Source organism: Corynebacterium curieae (genome assembly GCF_027570035.1).
GTDB classification, from domain to species: Bacteria; Actinomycetota; Actinomycetes; order Mycobacteriales; family Mycobacteriaceae; genus Corynebacterium; species Corynebacterium curieae.
In genome coordinates this window covers 367,843-390,322 of the sequence record NZ_JAKMUU010000001.1, presented here as the reverse complement: position 1 = coordinate 390,322, position 22,480 = coordinate 367,843, and the positions used below count along the sequence as shown (strand labels likewise).

The window sequence follows — 22,480 nt, the reverse complement described above, 5'->3', positions numbered from 1 at the left end:
CATGAGCATTGCTGAAATTATCGCTTCGGTCTTACTCATTTTCGCCACCATTTTGGTCGTTGCCACGGTGGTTTCGCTTTGGCGGGCCCCTGATGCACTGACCCGTGCTAATCTGCTGGGACCTACAGTGGGACTTGCGGTGCCGCTCATCATCGTGGCCAAACTTGTCGTGGATTTTGGTCGCGATGGGTTTTCCCTGTGGCAGCTTATTCAGGCATTGATTGCATGCTTCGGTGTGTGGATTATAGCCTCGGTAGGCTCTTACTATTTGGGTCGTTCCATTTACGGCGTAACCGTGACCGACGTCAAGCATGCTAAGCGTACTCATCAGGCAGCGCAGACGGTGCAAGCCGAAAAGGATGATATTTAGCCGTAACGGTAGCTTTCAGGCGGCGTTCTCGTGCCCTTGTACTTAGTAGTGGGAGGGCAGGTGAGCTCGCCGCTTTTAGCTTCGAGATGCATCCCCACCAAGGCAAAGGCAACGTAGGGCCATAATTGGGAGATAGTTGCACAGATACGCCTGTGTTCGGGCTAAAATGGGTGCACATTATTCGGTGCCGTTAGCCCCGCCCCGAAGAGAGAGCAAGGAGTAGCAATGAAACTCATCACGGCCATCGTCAAGCCCTTCACTTTGCCGGAAATCCGGCAAGCGCTGGAGCAGCAGGAGGTACGCGGCCTGACTGTTACCGAGAGCCAGGGCTTTGGGCAGCAGCGGGGACACAGCGAGGTATACCGTGGTGCAGAGTATGCCACCGACTTTGTGCCAAAGGTCAAGCTGGAAGTAGTCGCGGCTGACGATCATGTAGAAGACATCATCACTGCCATTGTGGATGCTGCGTATACCGGCAAGATAGGTGATGGCAAGCTGTGGGTTACGCCCGTGGAAGATGCTATTCGCGTGCGCACAGGCGAGCGTGGCGAGGCGGTGCTTTAAGCGCATGCTCACCGCCGCACAGATTCGCGCCGAGGCGTATGCCTCGGCGCTTCGTGTATTGCAAGGACTCGAGCTGCCACCAAAAACTGCACTCGCTGCAACGGGATCTTTTGCCCGAAACGAGATGACCCCGCAATCAGATATTGACGTCATTCTGATCTATCCGGAAGGCGAAGAACCCGAACCGGCCTCGGTGGAAAAATTATGGTATCCGGTATGGGATGCCAAGTATCGCTTAGATTTTGCTCTGCGCACCCCACAGGAGTGTGCCGCCATTGCCGCCGAGGATGCATCCGCTGGCTTTGCACAGCTGGATTTGGGATATGTTGCAGGGCGAAAGGTATTGGTGGACGAGGCTCGAGCGCAGTTACTTGCAGCGTGGCGCCGCCAGCTCCAGCGCGGATTCGATGATTTTCTAGAAACTGCTATTGCTCGGTGGCAGCGATCGGGCGCGGTGGCAGCGATGACCAATCCCGACCTGAAAAATGGGCGCGGTGGCCTGCGGGATATTCAGCTTTTACGCGCTTTGGCTTTAGGAAATTTGTGTGACTTTCCAAATTTGGAACGCGAGCATCGGCTGCTTCTCGACGTCCGTACGCACTTGCACGTTAAAGCCCGTCGCTACCGCGATATTTTGGATCCCGAGTTCGCAGCTGATGTGGCGGAAGATTTGGGGTTTGAAAGCCGCTATGCCTTGACCGCGGCTTTGGTAAGTGCAGCCGCCGCAGTCAACAAGGCCGTTGAGCGCGGCCTAGCTACTGCTCGTGGGGTGCTGGGCCGTAATGCATCGGCGTCGGGGCGCGGCCGGCGCCGCCCGCTTGATGTAGACGTGGTGGCCGAAGACGGCGTTATTTTCCTTTCGCGCAAACCGAACGTAGCGGATCCCTGGTTGCTCACCCGCGTGGCGGCCGCAGCGGCGCGGACGGGATATACCATCGCCGAGACTACGTGGCGGCAGCTCCAAGAATTGCCTGATTTGCCGCCGCTCTGGTCGCGGGCGGCAGTTGATGATTTCTTTGCTATCTTATCGTCCCCCAGATCCACCCCTCGGGTTATACAGGACTTGGATCGTTATGGGCTATGGGAGCGCTTGGTGCCGGAGTGGGGGCATGTGCGTGGTCTTTTGCCACGTGAGCGTAGCCACGTCAATGCGGTGGACCACCATCTTATCGCCACGGTTACTCGCTGCGCGGAGGCGCGAACATCAGTGGCTCGTCCTGATTTATTGCTACTGGCTGCGCTGTACCATGACATTGGCAAGGGCTATGATCGACCTCACGCCCAAGTGGGAGCGGAGATGATTACCCGTCAGGCTGCCCGCATGCGATTGAGCGTAGTCGATAGGTCGCGCGCCCAAACTTTGGTAGCGGAGCACACGACTTTAGCGCGGCTGGCGGCAACGATGGATCCTTCCTCCGATGAAGCGCGAGACGCCTTGTTGAGCGCTGCTCATTACGATCAACTAACGCTTTCCCTCATGGCGGCGCTGGCGAAGGCCGATGCGCAATCGACGGGTCCTGGGGTGTGGTCTGCGCGCGTGGAGCAGGCACAGAAATTGATCGTTTCTCGTGCCCTCGAGGCAGTGAAGCCGCGTGTGCTCAACCGCCCAGCTGTTCACGTTCCGCTTAATGTCGAAGGCGTTGCGCTATCGGTGGATTGGGAGGACCAAGAGGTCAGCGTGTCCTGGTGCGGTACTAGTCAAAGAGAACTGAAGCGGATCTTTGCCCTGCTTTCTGCCTTGGGCTGGACCATTGTTCGCGCCAATATCGTGCGCGAAGAAGAAGGACACTATAAGGCAGAATTTTTCATCCGGACTGTACAGCAGACCTTGGAAGAGGCGGCACAGGAGATACGGTTTATCCAGTCTTATAACTCCCGCACTTATACGGAGCTGCCGGCCATTGCGGGGGAGGTGACCACCGCAGCTTTTGATGTGGGCGGCATCTTGGTTATTCGTACCGTCGAGCGCATTGGGGCACTGGGTCACTTGGTAGAGGCGCTGCCGGATTTTGCGTGGCTGCGGCACGAGATTTTGGGCGCGACGATGATCGTTAATGTTTATCTTGGCGGACAGGTTTCCCGCGCTACGGTGGTGGGGAATGTGACCAGGGCCCTGGCTAGGGACTAAGATTGAATAGTTGAACTTTAGATCGATCTAAATTAAGGGAGCGCATCCGTAGTGTTTGACTCACTATCAGACCGCCTACAGTCAGCCCTGGCGGGCCTGCGCGGTAAGGGCAAACTGACCGAGGCTGATATCAACGCCACCGCCCGCGAGATCCGCCTCGCGCTGTTGGAAGCTGACGTGTCTTTGACCGTCGTCCGTGGCTTTATCAAGCGCATTAAGGAACGCGCCCGCGGCGCGGAAGTCTCCGAGGCGCTCAACCCAGCCCAGCAGGTAGTCAAGATCGTCAATGAGGAGCTCATTGAGATCCTCGGTGGTGAAACCCGCCGCTTGAACCTGGCGAAGAACCCGCCGACGGTGATTATGCTCGCCGGCCTGCAGGGCGCGGGTAAGACCACGTTGGCCGGTAAATTGGCCAAGCACCTGGCCAAGCAGGGTCATACCCCGATGCTGGTGGCCTGTGACTTGCAGCGCCCGGGTGCGGTGCAGCAGTTGCAGATCGTCGGTGAGCGCGCTGAGGTTCCGACCTTCGCGCCGGACCCGGGAACCTCCCTGGATTCCAACGAGCATGAAATGGGTACCTCGCACGGGGACCCGGTGGACGTCGCCAAGCGGGGCATAGCTGAGGCCAAGCAAAAGCAACACGATGTGGTCATCATCGATACCGCCGGCCGCCTAGGTATCGATGAGACGCTGATGACGCAGGCGCGCAATATCCGCGATGCCGTCAATCCGGATGAAGTCCTCTTCGTCATCGACTCCATGATTGGTCAAGACGCCGTACAAACGGCCGAGGCGTTCCGCGATGGTGTGGACTTTACTGGCGTTGTTCTTACCAAGCTGGACGGCGATGCCCGCGGTGGTGCAGCACTGTCTATCCGTGAGGTCACCGGCAAACCCATCATGTTTGCTTCTACCGGTGAGAAGCTCGACGATTTCGATGTATTCCACCCAGAGCGCATGTCTAGCCGCATCCTGGGCATGGGTGATTTGCTCTCCCTAATTGAGCAGGCTGAGGCCACCCTTGACCACCAGAAGGCCGAGGAAGCAGCTTCCAAGCTTGGATCGGGCGAGCTGACCCTTAATGACTTCCTTGAGCAGATGTTGATGATCCGCAAGATGGGTCCTATTGGCAACCTGCTGAAGATGATGCCGGGCGGCAAGCAGATGAACGAGATGGCCGCCATGGTGGATGAAAAGCAGCTGGACCGCATCCAAGCCATCATTCGCGGTATGACTCCGCAAGAGCGCGAGAATCCGAAGATCCTCAATGCTTCGCGCCGCAAGCGCATTGCCAATGGTTCTGGTGTGAGCGTCTCTGAAGTTAATCAGCTCATTGAGCGCTTTAATCAGGCAAAGAAGATGATGTCCAAGATGGCCGGCCAATTCGGCATGGGCGGCATGGGTGGCCGCTCGGCTACCAAGAAGAAGCCTAAGGGCCGCAAGGGCAAGAACGGCAAGCGCAAGAAGGGCAAGGGTGGCGGTGGAAACCGCGGCCCGAAGATGCCAGGCGGAATACCAGGCATGGGCGGAATGCCTGGCATGCCCGGTGGCGGTGGAATGCCGTCAATGGAAGAGCTACAAAAGCTGCAGCAGCAAATGGGCGGCGGTGGAGGCATGCCTGGCATGCCCAAGATGCCGAAGGGCATGGAAAATATCGACCTCAATAACCTTGACTTTGGCAAAGGCAAAAAGTAGCTTTTCTAGCCTGTAGCCAGAGCAAAGGGGGCTTCCGCATTCGCGCGGAAGTCCCCTTTTTTGAGCTTGCGTTTGTCGACGCCCCCTTTAAGACAGCTTCGCGAAAGCGGAGCCGGTCTTGGAGCTTAGGGGCTAGACTGCCTCATCTTGGCCAGCGTTGGGGTAGGGGACCGGATTGGCGCGTTGTTTGCCGGCGTCGGTAGGCGCAGCAGGAGCCTTCTCGACGGCTCCAGCAGCTTGTTCCGGTGGGATATCAGGAGCTTCCTGTTGAACTGTTTCGCCGTTGAGGAAAGGCTTTAGGGCCTCGCGAATCATCGGCATAGCCGATTCTGCGAAAGCATTGGTGATGTGGTGCATGTCGCGGTAGACCATCGTATTGCCGATGATGACTGGGCAGTCACCGTTGGCATCGCAGAACCACGGAGCGGTGTCTACTGAGAGCATGTTTTGGTATTTCGATAGCACGACCGCACCGGGATCGTAGGGCTGGTAGACCTGCTCGAAGCGCATGCCACACCCATAGGCGTCTTCGGTAGCGACGTAGCACTCATCAAACTCGCGTGGGCGTCCTTCCTCATCGAAGCCCCAGGGGTTATCGCGGAAGCCCAAGAAGGGGATATCCCGCTTGGCCAGTTCATCCCAGAATGCCTGGTAGCCGGCCGGCACAGCATCAGGGCCGGCTCCATTCTCATTTTGAGGACGCGTGGTATTGGAAATTACCAAGGCCGGGTGTGCTTCTTCGATGCGGTCCATGACCAGTTTGCCCCATTCGGCGCATTCCGGCGCCACAGTGACGTCATCGCCTAGCTCAATAGGGCAGCCCTGGCGTAGCAGCGGAACCAACTTAAAGCCCATCTCCTTGCCCAAGCGGTCAAGGGCGGAAGAGTATTGCTCCGCGTGGGAGCCGCCGACCAAATATACCTCTTTGTCCGAGTTCATATCACCGAATATGCACGGGGTCTTCCCGTCCTTTCGGGTCTCAAAGAAGAAGTCAGCAGGCTGGCTATCCGGAACGAAGCACCAGTTCGTTGCTACTGGTGGCTGGATGCCGCCAGCCAGAATCGGATCGGGTTTAATCTCCACGTTATCCGGCGGGGTGATGTCATTGATGAATGTGGTAGCGCCGGGGTAGAGGGCGGGATCCAAAAGCTCGGCGTCCGCATCGTCGAGGGTACGCATCCACAGCGGCTGGATTGCTAGCAAGCCGACGACGGACGCGGCGACCAGTACGCCGCCGACACCGCGAGCGGCACCGGCCGGCTTCTTTAGAGTGGAAAGTCCCTTGCGTACCGGCAAGTCCTCGGCGGTAGGGCGCTTGCGATGTTGGCGCAACGGCCGTTCCAAGAAGCGATGGGTAAGGTCCGCCAGCAAAAGCGAGATGGCGATGATGATAACGCCCAGCCACCACGAAGGGGTTTCTTGGCCCAAGTAAGAGGTGGACAGGATGAGCAGCGGCCAGTGCCATAGGTAAAGTGGGTAGGCTACATCGCCCAACCAGCGAGCTTGCTTGGACGCCATTGCCTTGGAAATCTTGCCACCGCCGCCCAAGATAATGAGTACAGCGCCTCCCAGTGGCAACAGGGACAGTGGACCAGGATATGCGGTGGTATCTGCGATAATGGCACCGGTGAAAACCAGCATCAGCAGGCCAAGACCGGTAAAGAGGTCATAGAGCCGAGGCGGGATCTTCCACGAGGAACCGTAAATAGCTAGTACCGCTCCGAGGGTCAGCTCCCAAGCACGCGACCACGTGGAGTAATAGTTCTCTGGGGTGCCGTAAAGACCGTGGCGCGAAGCGTAGGCAAAAGAGACGATGGTGACCACGATAAGGATGGGACCAGCAATCTGATTCACTGTGGGGAAGCTGCGCTTGCCAAGTCGCTTCTGCTTTGGCCGGAGTTTCATGATGGCAGCCAAAGTGAGGGCGAAGGCGATGCCCATAATGTAGAACTGGCCCTGCACGGCCATGGACCACATGTGCTGTAGCGGGGAAGTATCGGCAGCAGCGGCGGTGTAGTCTGCGTTTTGTTTTGCCAGCTCCCAGTTCTGGTAATACAGCATGGTCGCTGTGATCTGCTGGGTTAGCTCCGTGCGCATGAGCTGTGGTGTAAAAATGCGCACCAAGAGGTAGGTTACGCCGATGACCAAAACCAAGCTCGGAACCAAGCGGCGCAATGTACGCCAGATAGGCCACCACGGATTGAGCGAGGCGTTGGGCTTGCTGGCATAACGCAATTGTGAGCCCAAAAAGAAGTAGCCGGACAACAGCAGGAAGACATCCACGCCGCCGGATACACGTCCGACGAATACGTGGTAGATAACTACTAGCCCGATGGCAATACCGCGGAGCCCGTCAAGGTCATAGCGGTACCGGAAATTTCGCGGTGATTCTTTAGTCATAAACTGTCTTTTCGTGCGCCGCTTCTAATGGGTGGGGCAGAAGGCGCGCCATATATATGAAACCAAGTGTCTATATTCGGCCCTTAAGGGTACTCTGCTTCTTTATCGTTGGCATAACGAACCAGCGTGCGTGGCGTAGCAGTTTTTGAATTCGCCGTTCTTCGCGCTAAAATACTTCAAGTTATCTTCTCGGTTGTGCTGAGCTAGATGACCTACATAACGTAATATTCTGCGTAGCACCGTTCCCGTCTACGGTCGGCCGGTATGTCACGCGCAGATAAAATCCAAGGGTTGAACCGGCGCACTATGTAGTGCGCGTCCGAACTGCCCAGTGACTAGAAAAGGAGCCATCATGGCTGTCAAGATCAAGCTGCAGCGCGTGGGTAAGATCCGTGCTGCTGAGTACCGCGTCGTTATTGCGGATGCCCGTACCCGTCGTAACGGCAAGGTCATCGAGAACATCGGTATCTACCACCCGAAGGAAGAGCCTTCCCTCATCCAGATCGACTCCGAGCGTGCACAGCACTGGCTCTCCGTCGGCGCACAGCCAACCGAGCCGGTTCTCGCTCTGCTGAAGGTTACCGGTGACTGGCAGAAGCACAAGGGCCTGCCGGGTGCAGAGGGTACCTTGAAGGTTGCCGAGGAGAAGAAGTCCAAGCTGGATATCTTCAACGAGGCATTGGCTGAGGCTAACAATGGCCCGACCATTGAGGCCATCACTGAAAAGAAGAAGAAGGCTAAGGAAGAGGCTGAGAAGAAGGCCGCTGAAGAAGCCGCTGCAGCAGAGGCTGCTGCCGCAGCTGCCGGTGAAGCTGATGCTAAGGCCGAAGAAAAGGCTGAGGAAGCTTCCGAGGAGTCTGCAGAATAATCTGCCTTCCGCGCTATGCGCACAGTACTCCTAGCTTTGGGCCCCGCTTGCACGACTACTCGAGCCGTGTAGCCGGGGCTCTTGTAATGTGTAGGTTGAAAATTCGGTGCAGAAATGACGACCGCCCACGCATGTCCTTGGCGGGGCTGTGTGGGCAGTCGTCGTGTCGTGAGTTGCCCTAGAAGACGCGAAGACTTTCACGCCTGGGTGGCTTGGGGCGACTTTAGCTCTGCGGCTTGTAGTCGGCGTAGCGGCTGTAGACGTTAGACGGATCCTTAAAGTCCATGCCACGTAGGGCGCCGGCGACTACCGGAGCAAAGAGCTCTCGGATTTGCTCGCGAGGTAGCTGGGACATGGGGCCGTTAATGGCAAGGACGGTAAATCCATGAACGGCGGACCATGCCAGTAAGGCATTTTGCAGGAAGTAGGTGTGATCCGTGGTGTTATCCAGTGCTTCAGCGTGTCGGGTCAGCAGAGCAAAGAAGTCGCGGATTTGCTGGAGGTGATCCATCTTGGGGTCATCTTTTGTATTGAGATCCACACCGAGCATGAAGCGCAGTGCTTTCCACTCCAACATGCAGCGGAAGAAATTCGTCTCGTCCAAGGCGAACTCGAGGTAGGCGTAACCGATCTGCATCAGGTGTTTTGGAAAATCCAGATGATCGGTGGCTTCAGTCGTTTCGTGCAGGCGGCGTACCAGTTCGTCGGTGGCAAGCTCGGCCACCTTATCGTGTAATTCTTCTTGGTCCTTGAAATGGCGGTAGGCGGAGGTAGGGGAGACGCCGGCTTCGCGGGTAACGGCACGGACCGTGATGGCGTCGGGTCCGTTCCTCTTGCCTAGCTGAACGGCGATACGGAGCAGCTCATCATGGAGATTTCCATGATGGTAGGGCTTATTTTGCGGTTCCATAAAGGTCATTTTATCACCAAAACATATGTGCGTATAAATTAATTAGTCAGCATGGTAAGTAGTAAAACCGCAGGGGTGGAATCGCTAGTATCGTCGACCGCTGCCTCGACGTTGTGTACCTCATATGCGGGAAGATGCACGATTTTCCCAGGGGATAGGGTGATGGAGTCTTCGCCGCAGCCGAAGCGGAGTTCCCCACGCAGCACCTGCACGGTAATGGGGTGGGCGGCCTTGTGAGCCGGAAGGCATTGGCCTGGTGCAAAGCTGAAGAGGATGAGGTTAGCACCTGCTGCGCTCAAGACGCGTTGTACGCCGGGGCGGGAGCGCTGTGGATCGGTATCTGGTGCTAGGTCGAGTAGGTTTAGCGCCGTTAAGGCGGTAGCCCCAGAATGAGAAGCCGTACCAAAGGTGTCAGGGGAATGGGTGGGTAGATCGCTCATGTGTCTACTGTAACGACAATGAAGATTGCTAGTGGCCTCTATTTTCCTTGCAGATGCTGAAGACTATGGCTGGCAGAGGCAAAGAATCTGTGCGGTAGACTTTCCGCTATGGAATTGATGATTGGTCGCGTGATTAAATCGCACGGCGTGAAGGGTGAAGTCGTAGTAGAGCCCACCACTGATGAGCCCGAGGTGCGCTTTGCAGTAGGGGAAGTACTGCACGGCACGCAGGGGAAAAAAGAACACGCATTGACTGTTAAGGCAGTGCGCAGCCACAAGGGGAGGCTGTTGATTTTGTTCGAAGAGGTTAAGGATCGCACTGCGGCAGATAGCCTGCGTGGCACTAAGTTCCAGGCAGCACCGCTCGAAACCGACGACGGTGGATTTTATGATCACGAGCTGGAGGGGCTCCGTGTAGTTCTGGGTGGAAAAGGCATCGGTGATGTTACGGGGGTTATCCACGGTGGGAGTCAGGATTTGTTGGAAGTAAAACTAGACAATGGCAGGGAGGTGCTCGTGCCTTTCGTACACGCTATTATTCCCGAGGTGGATCTTGCAGCGGGCACCTGCACCATCGATCCACCGGAGGGGCTGTTGGATCTATGAGGCTTGACGTTGTCACGATTTTTCCGGAATACCTAGATCCCTTGCGCCACGCTCTTTTAGGAAAGGCCATTGAACAAGGGCGCCTTGAAGTAGGAGTCCATGACCTACGGCAGTGGGCGACGGATGCACATAAGTCCGTCGATGACTCGCCGTTCGGTGGTGGTCCCGGAATGGTTATGAAACCGGAGGTGTGGGGGCCGGCGCTCGATAGCGTTGCCACGCAGGAGAGCGCGCCCAATTTGGAATCGGCACTACCTCACCTAAACCGTCCTCGCCATGATGAGATTGAGGGCGTGGAGGCCCAAGCCTATGAGGTGGATGCTGCGGCCGATGAGGATAGTGATCTTCCGTTGCTTATCGTGCCTACCCCTACGGGAAAGCCGTTTAGCCAGGCTGATGCGCGGGCCTGGTCCAATGAGGAACACATCGTCTTCGCTTGCGGGCGCTATGAGGGTATAGACCAACGTGTGGTGGAAGATGCTGCCCAGCGCTATCGCGTGCGTGAGGTGTCAATCGGTGACTATGTGCTGATCGGCGGGGAAGTGGCAGTGTTGGTCATTGCTGAAGCTGTAGTTCGGCTGATTCCCGGCGTGTTGGGAAATAAGCGTTCCCATGAAGAAGACTCTTTCTCTGATGGTCTCCTAGAAGGCCCTAGCTATACCAAGCCGCGTGAGTGGCGGGGGCTTGCCGTACCGGAGGTCCTGACCTCGGGAAACCATGGTCTGGTGGATAAGTGGCGGCGAGAACAGGCATTGCTGCGCACCTGGAAACGCCGCCCCGAGCTTTTGGAAACGGCCGAACTCGACAAGAACGATAGAACCTTTATCGCTCAGCTGGAGCGGGACGAACCTGCTAAGGGCGAGGGATGATGCAGGTCAGCGCAGATCTCTCCGTGCTTCTAGAATCCCAAGCGTGGCAAGACATTCTTGCGACGCTCCCGCAGGAGCTAAGCGCCCGCGGCTTCCACCCAGTGAGCATCTTCGCGATACAGGTTGCGGAGTCGTGCCCAAACGATGCCCCCTTGGCACAGGAATATCTCTTCCAATTCGGGACTATTCCCCAGGAAATTCCGCTATGGCGGATCATCGTCAATGGTGAGACCACACAACCGCTGGCCGCCGCAGCATCCACAGTGGCGGACTGTCTACCTGCAGGCGCGCCGTGGTTGGGCAGCGCGGAAATCGGATTTACAGAAATGGGTCTTGGCATCCCAGCGGTATGGCGCGCGGAGGCAACCAAATAAATAGTTGCTTTTCCTGCCGCAACTGCTGTGTGCGGGCCCTTTAGGGCTATAGTAAAGGAGACATCTCCCTTCAACTTCCTATTCCCAAGGTGGTTCCTTTCTAATGACGGCTCCTAATGGCAATAATCCTAGTGGCAATAATTTCGGTGGATACAGCCAGCAGCCACCCCAGTACAACCAGCAGTATTATTCCCAGCCGCAGCAGGGCGGTGGGGTAAGCGGCGCTACGATAGCCGCAATTATCGCAGGTATCGTCGCGCTTATTGCGGTAGCTGCCATGGTCATTATGTTCGTGACCAATAACAAGAGCGATGCTACGACCAGCGCTGCCGCAGATAGCCAATTCCAGCAGGCGGATTCGAATAGCGATTCCGGCTCTGGCAAGCACTCTGGCTCTACTTCTTCCAAGGACGACTCTAAGGAGGAAGATTCGGGCCCAGTTACGGTGACTAAGACTAAGGATGCGCCAGCGCCGGCGCCTGCCCAGGCGGCTTCTTCCGGTAGCAGCAACGGTCATTCCTGGGGCGACTACACCAGCTACTATGCGGCTACAAAAAAGACTTCTAATAGCTTTGCCGGCAACGTTTATACCGCGTTTATGAATAACTGGGTCGCCGGAGGTGGAACCGGCGCAACCTTGAGCGTTTATTCGCCAGTTACTGGTGGCACCTACACCATGTACTGCTCTGGCAGCTCTTCGAGCGTTACTTGCTCCGGTGGAGATAACGCCCGCGTGGTCATTTACTAAGCACCCGCAAAATCTCCTTTCCTTTTCGGGAAAGGAGATTTTGTGTTTGAAGGGGGGCGTCGGCAAGCGAAAGCGGTGTGCACCCCGTGCGGTAGATTAGGTGGGTCTAATCCCAAACCTCGAGAAAGAGTGAGGAGACCACGTGAATATTGCGGCCACCATCGCCGCCGAGCTCAACGTCAAGGAATCGCAGGTTTCTACCGCGTTGCAGCTGCTTGCGGAGGGCAATACCGTTCCGTTTATCGCTCGCTACCGCAAGGAAGCCACCGGCGGGCTGGATGATTCCCAGCTGCGTACCCTTGAAGAGCGCGCAAACTACCTGAAGGAATTGCACGAGCGCAAAGAGACCATCCTTGCTGCGATTGAGGAGCAGGGCAAGCTTTCCGACGCCCTCAAGGAACAAATCCTTGCCTGCGAGACCAAGGCGCGTTTGGAGGACTTGTACCTGCCGTATAAGAAGCGCCGCAAGACCAAGGCCGATATTGCCCGCGAGGCCGGCCTTGAGGAGCTGACCGATAAGCTCATCGCGGATCCCAAAGCAACCCCAGAAGAGCTGGCGCAGGCCTTTGTCACTGAAGGCTTTGAGGACGTCAAGAAGGCCCTCGACGGCGCGCGCGCCATTCTGGTGGATCGCTTCGCCCTCGACCCTGATCTCGTAGGTGAGGTGCGTGAGCGAATGTTCGCCGAGGGCACCATGGGCTCGCACGTCGTCGAAGGAAAAGAGGCCGAGGGAGCAAAATTCAAGGACTACTTTGACTTCAACGAGCCTTTCCACAAGTTGCCTTCGCACCGTATCCTGGCGCTCTTGCGCGGCGAGAATGAGGGTGTGCTGCAGCTGCAGCTTGATGCCGGAGATGACGCCGACTATGAAGACGTTATCGCCTCCCGGTTTGAGCTGGATCACTCCTCCAAATGGCTTGCCGATGCCGTCCATTGGGGCTGGCGCACCAAACTCTATATTTCCTCTAGCCTGGATGTGCGCATGCGCTTGAAAGAGATTGCGGAGGAGGGTGCGCTCAAGATCTTCGCCACCAACCTGCGCGATGTACTACTCGCTGCTCCGGCCGGCCAGCGGGCTACTATCGGCTTGGATCCGGGCTACCGTAATGGCGTCAAGTGCGCGGTGATCGATAAGACAGGCAAGGTGCTTAATACCGCTATCGTCTACCCGCACCAGCCACAGAATCAGTGGAGCCAGGCAGTGCAGGAACTATCTACCCTGTGCGCTCAGCATTCCGTGGACCTGATGGCCGTCGGAAATGGTACCGCATCCCGCGAGACTGAAAAGCTCGCCCAAGAAATTGCTGACCTTATCAAGCAAGCCGGCGGTCAACGTCCTACGCCGGTAGTGGTATCTGAATCCGGCGCCTCGGTGTATTCTGCCTCGCAACTGGCCGCAGAGGAATTCCCCGAAATGGATGTCTCTTTGCGCGGGGCGGTTTCTATTGCCCGTCGCCTACAGGACCCCCTAGCTGAGCTGGTGAAGATTGATCCCAAAGCCATCGGCGTGGGGCAGTACCAGCACGATGTCAACCAGACTGCGCTCGCCCGCACACTCGACGGTGTCGTAGAAAGCGCGGTCAATGGCGTGGGCGTTGATCTCAATACTGCGTCGGTTCCGCTGCTGGAGCGCGTGGCCGGCGTTAATTCCACCATCGCCGCCAATATTGTGGCTTATCGTAACGACAATGGCTCCTTTGCTTCCCGCAAGGAATTGAAGAAGGTGCCGCGTCTCGGACCTAAGGCATTTGAACAGTCCGCCGGTTTCCTGCGCATTAATGGCGGTACCGATCCGCTAGATGCCTCCGCCGTGCACCCCGAGGCCTATCCCGTTGTCGCTCGCATTGCGGAAAAGACTGGGCTGGGAATTTCTGAGCTTATAGGTAATACTCGCGTGCTTAGCAAGCTTTCGCCAGCAGACTTTGCGGATGAGACCTTTGGTATCCCGACGGTAAGCGATATCATCGCCGAGCTGGATAAGCCCGGCCGGGACCCGCGTCCAGAATTTAAGACCGCTACCTTTAAAGAAGGTGTGCATAAGGTATCTGACCTCACCCCAGGCATGATTCTTGAGGGCACGGTTACTAACGTGGCGGCCTTCGGCGCGTTTGTGGACGTTGGAGTACATCAGGATGGTCTCGTCCACGTTTCTGCGATGAGCCATAAATTTGTCTCTGATCCCCATGAGATTGTGCGCTCTGGCCAGGTGGTCAAGGTAAAGGTGATGGAGGTTGACGTCGAGCGCCAGCGCATTGGTCTGTCTCTGCGTCTAGACGATGAACCGGGGCAGCCGGCTCCGAAGCGCCGCGGCGATGGGCCACGCGGTTCCGCGAAGCCCGGAGGCAGGGGAGAAAGAAAGCGCTCCGGACACAAGTCCAGTGGCGGATCCCGAGGTGGCTCGCGCGGACGCACGGGTGGACCAGGAGGCGCCATGGCCGATGCCTTGAAGAAGGCAGGATTCTAACCTCCTGCAACTACCGTGGGCTAGCCGTGCCGCTGCCATTTTGTAACTCACATCGTCTAGGGCAGTGGGAGCTTGGACCTGCTCGGGCGGGAATCTAGAACGAATCGGAATTTGGTTCCCGCCGGCACCTATGGAAAAATGGTGCATCGTTCTATGTAACGGGCACGAACCGGTTAGGCATCACGCCGCTAGGGTCCTCTGTCCCAAACTGAAAAGGAATATTGGCATGTCCAACATCATTGACAAGGTCGATGCAGCACAGCTGCGCGACGATATCCCGTCCTTCCGCCCAGGCGATACCCTCGAAGTAAACGTAAAGGTTATCGAGGGCAACAACGAGCGTGCACAGCTCTTCAAGGGTATCTGCATCCGTCGTCAGGGCTCCGGCATCCGCGAGACCTTCACCGTCCGCAAGGTCTCCTTCGGCATCGGCGTTGAGCGTACCTTCCCGGTTCACTCCCCGAACCTAGAGTCCATCAAGGTCTCCCGCCGTGGCCGCGTCCGCCGCGCGAAGCTTTACTACCTGCGCGACCTGCGCGGCAAGAAGGCTCGCATCAAGGAGCGTCGCTAGTCTTAGCGCGCTGCGCGCCGTCATCCCCTTGCTCCCTGCTGGGTGCAAGGGGATTTTTATGCCAAATTCCGGTCTTCCTATCTCGAAGCGGCAGATTGTAACCGGATAGTTGTCTGTGAATCCTTTAAGCCTGAGGGGGATAAGAGCCGAAATAAGAGATGGGGTTGCTAGGATCTACTGCGTGAATAAAGACAGCATCTCGCAGGAACAGTCGCCAGAGGGCGAGGGGGCCCACCCCGCACAGGGCGTCGCCACCCAGCAAGGCGAAGAGGCAACCAAGAAGAAGGAAATGCCGTGGCTGCTAGAGACTCTGCTAGTCGTGGTGACGGTCCTTGTGATCGTAGGACTCTTCCAGAACTTTGTTGGCCGGCAGTATGTAATCCCATCGGGATCGATGGAGCCGACGCTGCACGGATGCGAGGGTTGTACGAATGACCGAATCTTCACGGAAAAGGTTTCCTACTACGGCGATGGTGAACCCGAACCCGGCGATGTAGTGGTCTTTAAAGGCACCGAGGACTGGAATTCCAACTATGTCTCCCCGCGTTCATCGAATCCGCTTATCCACGGTGTGCAAGATGCACTGAGCTTCGTATCTTTGGCCCCGCCAGATGAAAACACTTTGGTCAAGCGTGTAATCGCTACCGGTGGGCAAACAGTGTCCTGTCAAGAAGGCGATCCCGCTGTAATGGTAGATGGCAAGCCCATCGAGCAAGATTATGTGCAAGACCCACCAACCTATCCGGTAGATGAGTCGACCGGCTCGGAAGCATGCGGCGGCCCGTACTTTGGCCCCGTGGAAGTACCAGAGGGCAATATCTGGGTTATGGGTGACAACCGCACTGCCTCCGCGGATTCGCGCTACCACATGACGGATAAATTCCACGGCACGGTTCCAGTGGAAAACGTACGCGGCAAAGTAAAGTTCGTGTTCTGGCCGTTTACCCGCATTGGTGGGGTCGATGACCCGCATATCCAAGAATAGGCCTTCCGCCCAACGCCTGCGCACCCGAGATTTTCTCTTTCCCGTGGTGGCAGGCTTTGTCCTGCTGGTGCTCTTGCAGGCTTTAGTGGGGAGGATGTATGTCATTCCTTCAGCTTCGATGGAGCCGACCTTGCACGGCTGTGCTGGCTGCGACAATGATCGCATTGCGGTGCAGAAGGTTAGCTATTATTTCTCGGATCCGCGGCCGGGCGAGGTTGTGGTTTTTGAGGGGCCGGATTCTTGGAATACCGAGTTTCAGATCAAGCGTTCGCACAACATCATCGTGCGTGGTGCGCAGAACGCCCTAGCGGCCGTAGGGCTTTTGCCTAACGGGGAAAATATCCTCGTCAAACGGGTGATTGCTACCGGCGGGCAAACGGTAAGCTGCGAGGCAGGTGATCCTTCAGTCATGGTTGATGGCAAGCCCGTGAACCAAGATTTCGTCCTCGACCCGCCGCAGATTCCTGTGGATCCTAAGTCGGGCTCCCAGGCGTGTGGCGGTGAGTATTTTGGTCCGATTACCGTTCCGGAGGGAAATCTGTGGGTAATGGGGGATAATCGCACCAATTCCCTTGATTCGCGTGCACACTTGGGCGACCACCTGCAAGGCACGGTGCCGGTGGATAATGTACGTGGCCGAGTCGAGGGCGTCATCTTGCCGCTTTCCCGCTGGGGTGGAGTGGACCACCCAGAAATTTCAGATGCGTCGGCTTAAGCAGCGGCGCACCTACGAGGTGGCGTTGAGCAAGGCTGGGCTAGGACCGGTAGCTGGCGTGGATGAGGCCGGGCGCGGTGCGTGTTGTGGGCCGATCACCATTGCGGCCTGCGTGATGCCAGATAGGCCGATTAAAGAATTGGCGGGACTTACCGATTCCAAGAAACTTACCCCCAAGCAGCGGGAGCGGCTCTTTCCCATTATCAAGGACAAGGCTGTGGACTGGTCGGTGGTGCATATTGGTGCGGGGGACATCGATAAGCGCGGCATCCAGCGCGCCAATATTTCGGGCATGCGCAGGGCGGTAGCGCGCCTGGCAGTTCATCCGGGCTACGTGCTTTCCGACGCCCTCTTTATCCCCGGCCTGAGCCAGCCCCACCTGCCCATTATTGGCGGCGATGCGGCCGCGCGGTGCATTGCCGCGGCCAGCGTGCTGGCGAAGGTCAGCCGTGACCATCTCATGAAAGAGCTCGATGCGCGCTACCCCGGCTACGGGCTGGCTAATCATAAGGGCTACGGCACCAAAGCACACGAAGCTGCCATTTCCCAGTTAGGTGCGTGCCCGGAACACCGCATGAGCTACGAGAATGTCCGCCGCGCCCAGGCGGAGTTTGCCGCGCGTGCCTAGCCAAAATTTTTCCTCCCGCGCGCTAAGCTAAAGCGAGCTAACCCACAACCTGGAGGTCCACCGTGAGTGCAGAGGAACTCGATAACTACGAGGCTGAGGTAGAGCTTTCCCTCTACCGCGAGTACCGAGATGTTGTCAGCCAGTTTTCCTATGTCGTTGAAACTGAGCGGCGCTTTTACCTGGCAAACGCGGTAGAGCTGATCCCACATACCTCTGGACCTGATGTGTATTACGAGGTGCGCATGTCCGATGCTTGGGTATGGGACATGTACCGCTCCGCGCGCTTTGTACGCTACGTTCGCGTTATTACCTATAAGGACGTCAACATCGAGGAGCTGGATAAGCCGGAATTCATAATGCCGGAATAGTTTTGTCAAGCCGGTGCTGACAAAGTGCGCCTCGGCTGTGGACAACAGGGATACAAAGCCAAGTTATCCACAGCTGGGGCGCTTTTTGCATGTGCGGCTCTTGTAAGAACCTTGCCGGCTGCGGTCTTCTGTGCGGGCAGATGAATTTCTCGACGCACAAGGATAGACCGCTATGCATTTTCACTCAGATCACCAGTTGGCTACGAAGAGGCCGAGGCATAAACAAGCATTAGGAAAAAGAGGCGAAGCTTACGCCGCGCGCTATCTACGCGAGCGCGGTGCCACTATTATCGCTGCAAACGTCTCATATCGGGTAGGGGAAATAGACCTTATCGCTCGCGAGGCGGACGGAACCATAGTCTTTGTCGAAGTGAAAACTCGCGCTAATGCCAACTTCGGGGTGGCCGAGGCCGTTACCCCACAAAAATTAGCGCGTCTGCGCAAAGCAGCGGCGCAATGGCTCGATGGAAAGCCACTGTCCACCGTTCGATTCGACGTCATTGCCTTACTCGCACACGGTCCGGGGTTTGTGGTGGAACACTTCAAGGGGGTCGAAGATGGCTCTAGGTAATTGCTTGACCATGTCCCTTAACGGAGTCTTAGCCCAGTTGGTCGATGTCGAGGCAAATGTAGGCCACGGCCTGCCAGGGATCCACGTGGTGGGACAAACTGATACCGCAATTTCCGAATCGCGCGATAGGATCAAGACTGCGGCCTTTAACTCCCATCTACCATGGCCAAAGACCAAGGTAGTTGTCTCGATGTCTCCGGCTTCACTACCAAAGTCCGGTTCACACTTTGATTTGCCCATCGCGCTAGCAATATTGGCCGCGCAGGCAGAAGCCAACTTTCCCACCAAGGGCTCCACCCCTTCACCGGCTCGGCGTCTGCAGCGAACTTTGGTTTTGGGCGAACTCGGCCTTGACGGTAGCGTTCGCCCCGTTGCAGGCATTATTCCAGCGCTTTTAGCAGCTCGCGAAAAAGGAATAGCAACGCTCATCGTTCCACCTGGAAATGCGGCCGAAGCCACGCTGGTGCCGGATATGGATGTGCTGGTCGCCTCCTCATTGAAGGAGGCGTTCGGCTGGGCGTGTGGAAACCGCGATCTGCCGCGGGCCGCCAGCTTTTCCGGTTCACTTACCCCAGTTCATCCGGAAAAGGTGGGGCCGGATTTTTGCGACATTGCAGGTCAAACCAACGCAAAATGGGCTGCCGAAGTTGCCGCAGCCGGTGGACACCATCTGATGATGATTGGGCCACCGGGCTCTGGAAAATCCATGATTGCCTCGCGATTGCCTACAATCTTGCCCAGCCTTACTCCGGATCAGCAGGTGGAAACTACTGCAATTCACTCTTTAACCGGAATCCCTGGTGAGGTTATTGAGCGAGCGCCATTTATAGCCCCGCACTCTTCTGTCACCCGTGCCGCGCTGCTTGGCGGCGGGGCCGGTCATCCGCGCCCTGGGGCAGTGAGCCTAGCGCATAATGGAGTTCTTTTCCTCGACGAGGCCAGCGAAGTAGCAGCTCCGGTTCTCGATGGTCTGCGAGCCCCGCTGGAAGAAGGACAGGTACGCCTAGCGCGCTCGCGCCGTGAGGTGACCTATCCCGCCCGCTTCCAATTGGTCATGGCCGCTAACCCCTGTAGGTGCGCGGCGGAAGAGCCCTCCAAGTGCAGGTGCAATCCGCATGAACGGATGAATTATCTTTCCAATCTCTCCGGCCCGTTGCGTGACCGTTTGGATATGGTGGTCACCTTAAGCGGGCAGGCGGCAACGATTAACGCGGAAGGGGAGGAGAGCTCAACTGTCATTGCCGAGCGCGTTGCTATTGCCCGTGAACGAGCCGCCGCTCGCTGGTGGGCAGACGGTATCGCGGCGCGGACCAATGGCGATGTTCCCTCGTCCTATCTGCGCCGACAACGTCCCGCCACGGATGCTGCGATGGTGATGTTGTCGGCCTACCTAGCCGATGGTGAAATCTCCCAGCGTGGGGTGGACCGAGTTTTGAGGCTCTCGTGGACCTTGGCCGATTTAGAAGGGAAGAAACAACCGGACCTTGATGAGGTTGGACGTGCACTTGATCTGCGCGGTTCAATTAACGTGGGAAGGCTTGCGGCATGAGCTCACTCGATCTCTCCACCCCTTATGCCACCTGGGTATATCTCAACCGGGTGGTGGAAGGCCCTTCTGCCACAATGCAGGCCTTACTTACGCAGTATCCGGCCGAAGAAATTGCGCACGGCATCTATAACCGCGCTGAGTGGATAGGCCCACTTCTAGCACCAACAGCCTCGCGTTATGACTGGTTGCGTCAGGCCGAAGACATGGCGGCTGCCGAGCGGGTGGGAGCCCGGCTTATTACGGCAGAAAGCCCAGAGTGGCCCACAGAAGAATTCTCTTCTGCATTCGGCTTTTATCAGCATGGCGCGGATGCCCCAGCAACATTTGATGATCAAGCATTGCCGCCACACAGCCTGTGGGTGCGCGGCGCACCATTGCAGGCGGAGGTAGCTCAGGCCGTAGCGATCGTCGGCACTCGCGCAATATCCCGTTACGGCTGGCAGGCCACTCAAAATGTGGTTTCCGGATTAGTTCAGCACCAATGGACTCCGATATCCGGTGGCGCGCTCGGTGTGGATACCGTCGCCCACGAGACTGCGCTCTACAACAACGGTCGCACAGTGGCGGTGGCTGCGTGCGGAATTGATAGGGACTATCCCGCCCGCAATGCAAACCTCTTTGCCAGGATTGCGGATAACGGGTGCGTTGTTTCTGAATTTGCTCCAGAAACCGCCCCAAAGCGTCACCGGTTCTTGACCCGCAACCGGCTAGTCGCAGCACTGAGCCAGGGCACCGTGGTTATGGAAGCGGCGTTTCGATCTGGGGCGCTCAATACGCTCAACTGGGCGGAGGCGCTAGGTCGCGTGGCCATGGCGGTGCCCGGGCCCATTACGACCAGCGGTTCGCTAGGCTGCCATCAACGTATCCAAGAGGGACGGGCACAACTTGTCACCAGCGCCGATGAAATTCGTGCCCTGATTGGTCGCGCCGGGGAAGTAGACCCGGGAGCACAGTATGAAATCAATTTTGCGGCTACGATGACCCAACGGCTCTCCCGCAATGAATTGCGAGTCTATGACGCTACTCCGCCGCCTGGCCAAGATCAGGCAACGGCGGAGGATATCGCCCGCGAAGCGGGATTCCGCTTACCGCTTACCATTCACTTACTACTGGCACTAGAGAAGATGTGCGTTGTAGTTCGGCATGGCAATACCTGGGCGCGCCGAGAAACAGAGTAAGGGACACCATTGAAAGGCGAGTAGACTGCTGTGGCATGAGTGAACATGGATTTTCTGCGAAGAGCCCAAACGTAGAGGGGCAGATGGTGGAAGCTATCGAGGACTTCGCGGATTTCCAGCTACATGTAAAAGGTCGCGCGGCAGCAACAGTGCGAGGGTATCGCTCCGATCTGCGCGACCTTGCCTGCAGCGTACCCACCTTTGCGGATTTTACCCTAAATAAACTGCGTCAATGGTTGGCAGAGGCCGTAGCAGAAGGAAAAGCGCGCTCTACATTGGCACGGCGTACTGCGGCGGTGAAGGGGTTTTCTACCTGGGCAGTGCGCGAGGGGCACCTAGAACGGGACATCGCTGCTCGGCTCGTAACTCCCAAAGTAGGCCGACACTTGCCCACAGTGTTGGCCCCAGATCAGGCCGGTGAGCTTATGGGTAATGCGGTTGCTGCCGATGAAGTCCATTTCCTTCGCGATAGTGCCATCTTGGAGCTGCTCTATGCCACCGGAATGCGCGTTGCGGAGCTGGTGCGGCTTGACCTAGGCGATATCGACTTCCAACGTGGTACTTTGCAGGTTACCGGTAAGGGCAATAAGCAGCGTGTGGTGCCCTTCGGTCACGCCGCAGAAGACGCCTTAAAACAGTGGATTGATCACGGGCGCGGAAAACTTGCGGCGGCAGACACGGAAGCGATCTTTGTAGGAAGTAGGGGAGGGCGCATAGACCAGCGCCAAGTACGCCGCATAGTAGACAAGGCTGCCCGTGTTACTGGAGCTCAAGGGCTTACCCCGCACGGAGTTCGTCACTCGGCCGCAACTCATCTTCTTGAAGGTGGTGCAGACCTACGTGTGGTGCAGGAACTACTGGGGCACTCCTCGTTGAACACCACACAGATTTACACCCACGTGTCTGCACAGCGCCTGCAACGCGTATATGAACAAGCCCATCCGCGTGCCTAAAGCGGTTTGAGGCGGATGACCGGCATATCCAGCAACGTCAACGGATCGATATAGGTATCCTTCGCGATAAGCGCACCCCAGTGCAAGCCCGGATATCCATCGACGGGATTGCCCAGCCGGCCGATGACTTGGCCTTCGCGTACATCTTGGCCTTGTTTTACGGTGCCATGCACGGGCTGATATGTGGTTCTTACCCCGTCCGCATGAGATATCGAGACGACGGGTTTGCCGGCCACCGTGCCCACAAACGCGACTGTGCCATCTTCAGCGGCTACCACTGGAGAGCCTACGGCTAAGTCCATGTCCACGCCGCGATGGCCTGGGCTCCATTTCTTCTCGGGGGCTTCAAACCCGCGGAGAACCCGCGCCGGGCTAGGGCGACCTGAGGCTGGATCCACATAGGCTGCCGCAGGTGGGCAGGAGAAAAATAAAAGACAAACGACGGTGATAAGGATGGCGGGTAGGAGAACGGGACGTCGACAAGCGAGGCTCTTGGGCGGTGGGAGAAAATCGATCATGGCCACAG

Annotated in this window: 23 protein-coding genes; 19 read left to right on the top strand and 4 right to left on the bottom strand. The window is 57.3% G+C overall.

The window, feature by feature from the left end:
* Position 1 precedes the first annotated feature (1 nt).
* From L8V01_RS01850 to ffh, 4 genes are all read left to right on the top strand, one after another.
* Complete coding sequence (locus L8V01_RS01850; RefSeq protein ID WP_269945459.1) at positions 2 to 370, top strand: Na+/H+ antiporter subunit G; 369 nt, start codon at positions 2 to 4, stop codon at positions 368 to 370.
* Between the two features lie 225 nt (positions 371 to 595).
* Positions 596 to 934: a P-II family nitrogen regulator gene (locus L8V01_RS01845; protein ID WP_269945458.1), complete on the top strand. Its 339-nt coding sequence runs from the start codon at positions 596 to 598 to the stop codon at positions 932 to 934.
* 4 nt (positions 935 to 938) lie between these two features.
* On the top strand, positions 939 to 3,062 hold the full coding sequence (locus L8V01_RS01840) for a [protein-PII] uridylyltransferase (RefSeq protein ID WP_269945457.1): 2,124 nt from the start codon (positions 939 to 941) through the stop codon (positions 3,060 to 3,062).
* Between the two features lie 51 nt (positions 3,063 to 3,113).
* A complete protein-coding gene (ffh, locus tag L8V01_RS01835; RefSeq protein WP_269945456.1) occupies positions 3,114 to 4,757 on the top strand; it encodes a signal recognition particle protein in 1,644 nt (547 codons plus the stop codon).
* A gap of 132 nt (positions 4,758 to 4,889) precedes the next feature.
* On the opposite strand, the gene L8V01_RS01830 is transcribed toward ffh, so the two are convergent.
* Complete coding sequence (locus tag L8V01_RS01830; protein WP_269945455.1) at positions 4,890 to 7,157, bottom strand: acyltransferase family protein; 2,268 nt, start codon at positions 7,155 to 7,157, stop codon at positions 4,890 to 4,892.
* A gap of 352 nt (positions 7,158 to 7,509) precedes the next feature.
* On the opposite strand from L8V01_RS01830, the gene rpsP reads away from it, so the two are divergent.
* Entirely contained in the window at positions 7,510 to 8,025 is a 516-nt protein-coding gene (rpsP, locus tag L8V01_RS01825; RefSeq protein WP_269945454.1) for a 30S ribosomal protein S16, read from the top strand.
* Positions 8,026 to 8,248: 223 nt separating this feature from the next.
* On the opposite strand, the gene L8V01_RS01820 is transcribed toward rpsP, so the two are convergent.
* Together L8V01_RS01820 and L8V01_RS01815 are read right to left on the bottom strand one after the other, a co-directional pair.
* The gene (locus L8V01_RS01820; RefSeq protein WP_269945453.1) at positions 8,249 to 8,935 is read right to left on the bottom strand and encodes a TetR/AcrR family transcriptional regulator; all 687 of its coding nucleotides are present in this window, start codon (positions 8,933 to 8,935) and stop codon (positions 8,249 to 8,251) included.
* Between the two features lie 38 nt (positions 8,936 to 8,973).
* Positions 8,974 to 9,375: a cupin domain-containing protein gene (locus L8V01_RS01815; protein ID WP_269945452.1), complete on the bottom strand. Its 402-nt coding sequence runs from the start codon at positions 9,373 to 9,375 to the stop codon at positions 8,974 to 8,976.
* Positions 9,376 to 9,483: 108 nt separating this feature from the next.
* Between L8V01_RS01815 and rimM the strand changes: the two genes are divergently transcribed.
* The 14 genes from rimM to L8V01_RS01745 all read left to right on the top strand — a co-directional run bounded on the left by rimM (position 9,484) and on the right by L8V01_RS01745 (position 21,954).
* On the top strand, positions 9,484 to 9,981 hold the full coding sequence (rimM, locus tag L8V01_RS01810; RefSeq protein ID WP_269945451.1) for a ribosome maturation factor RimM: 498 nt from the start codon (positions 9,484 to 9,486) through the stop codon (positions 9,979 to 9,981).
* A complete protein-coding gene (gene trmD, locus L8V01_RS01805) occupies positions 9,978 to 10,850 on the top strand; it encodes a tRNA (guanosine(37)-N1)-methyltransferase TrmD (protein WP_269945450.1) in 873 nt (290 codons plus the stop codon). Before rimM ends, trmD begins: the two co-directional genes overlap by 4 nt.
* Positions 10,847 to 11,224 carry a BTB/POZ domain-containing protein gene (locus L8V01_RS01800; RefSeq protein WP_269945449.1) on the top strand — a complete coding sequence of 126 codons (378 nt, stop codon included), beginning with the start codon at positions 10,847 to 10,849 and terminating at the stop codon, positions 11,222 to 11,224. Before trmD ends, L8V01_RS01800 begins: the two co-directional genes overlap by 4 nt.
* A gap of 103 nt (positions 11,225 to 11,327) precedes the next feature.
* Entirely contained in the window at positions 11,328 to 11,972 is a 645-nt protein-coding gene (locus tag L8V01_RS01795) for a hypothetical protein (protein ID WP_269945448.1), read from the top strand.
* A 142-nt stretch (positions 11,973 to 12,114) separates the two neighbouring features.
* Positions 12,115 to 14,436, top strand: a complete 2,322-nt coding sequence (locus tag L8V01_RS01790) for a Tex family protein (protein ID WP_269945447.1) — start codon at positions 12,115 to 12,117, stop codon at positions 14,434 to 14,436.
* A 226-nt stretch (positions 14,437 to 14,662) separates the two neighbouring features.
* Positions 14,663 to 15,007, top strand: coding sequence for a 50S ribosomal protein L19 (rplS, locus tag L8V01_RS01785; protein ID WP_269945446.1), 345 nt, complete (start codon positions 14,663 to 14,665; stop codon positions 15,005 to 15,007).
* 181 nt (positions 15,008 to 15,188) lie between these two features.
* Positions 15,189 to 15,992, top strand: a complete 804-nt coding sequence (gene lepB / locus L8V01_RS01780; protein ID WP_269945445.1) for a signal peptidase I — start codon at positions 15,189 to 15,191, stop codon at positions 15,990 to 15,992.
* Entirely contained in the window at positions 15,970 to 16,707 is a 738-nt protein-coding gene (gene lepB, locus L8V01_RS01775) for a signal peptidase I (RefSeq protein ID WP_269945444.1), read from the top strand. The genes lepB (L8V01_RS01780) and lepB (L8V01_RS01775) overlap by 23 nt, the downstream gene beginning before the upstream one ends.
* The gene (locus tag L8V01_RS01770; RefSeq protein WP_269945443.1) at positions 16,694 to 17,335 is read left to right on the top strand and encodes a ribonuclease HII; all 642 of its coding nucleotides are present in this window, start codon (positions 16,694 to 16,696) and stop codon (positions 17,333 to 17,335) included. Before lepB (L8V01_RS01775) ends, L8V01_RS01770 begins: the two co-directional genes overlap by 14 nt.
* 62 nt (positions 17,336 to 17,397) lie before the next feature.
* A complete protein-coding gene (locus tag L8V01_RS01765) occupies positions 17,398 to 17,703 on the top strand; it encodes a DUF2469 domain-containing protein (RefSeq protein ID WP_259887599.1) in 306 nt (101 codons plus the stop codon).
* Between the two features lie 172 nt (positions 17,704 to 17,875).
* On the top strand, positions 17,876 to 18,274 hold the full coding sequence (locus L8V01_RS01760) for a YraN family protein (protein WP_269945442.1): 399 nt from the start codon (positions 17,876 to 17,878) through the stop codon (positions 18,272 to 18,274).
* Positions 18,261 to 19,823: a YifB family Mg chelatase-like AAA ATPase gene (locus tag L8V01_RS01755; RefSeq protein WP_269945441.1), complete on the top strand. Its 1,563-nt coding sequence runs from the start codon at positions 18,261 to 18,263 to the stop codon at positions 19,821 to 19,823. Before L8V01_RS01760 ends, L8V01_RS01755 begins: the two co-directional genes overlap by 14 nt.
* Positions 19,820 to 21,001, top strand: coding sequence for a DNA-processing protein DprA (gene dprA, locus L8V01_RS01750; RefSeq protein WP_269945440.1), 1,182 nt, complete (start codon positions 19,820 to 19,822; stop codon positions 20,999 to 21,001). Before L8V01_RS01755 ends, dprA begins: the two co-directional genes overlap by 4 nt.
* Before the next feature lie 35 nt (positions 21,002 to 21,036).
* On the top strand, positions 21,037 to 21,954 hold the full coding sequence (locus tag L8V01_RS01745; protein WP_269945439.1) for a tyrosine recombinase XerC: 918 nt from the start codon (positions 21,037 to 21,039) through the stop codon (positions 21,952 to 21,954).
* Here the strand turns inward: L8V01_RS01745 and L8V01_RS01740 are convergent.
* Entirely contained in the window at positions 21,951 to 22,352 is a 402-nt protein-coding gene (locus L8V01_RS01740; protein ID WP_338081039.1) for a M23 family metallopeptidase, read from the bottom strand. The two genes, L8V01_RS01745 and L8V01_RS01740, sit on opposite strands and share 4 nt — an antisense overlap.
* Between the last annotated feature and the right edge of the window lie 128 nt (positions 22,353 to 22,480).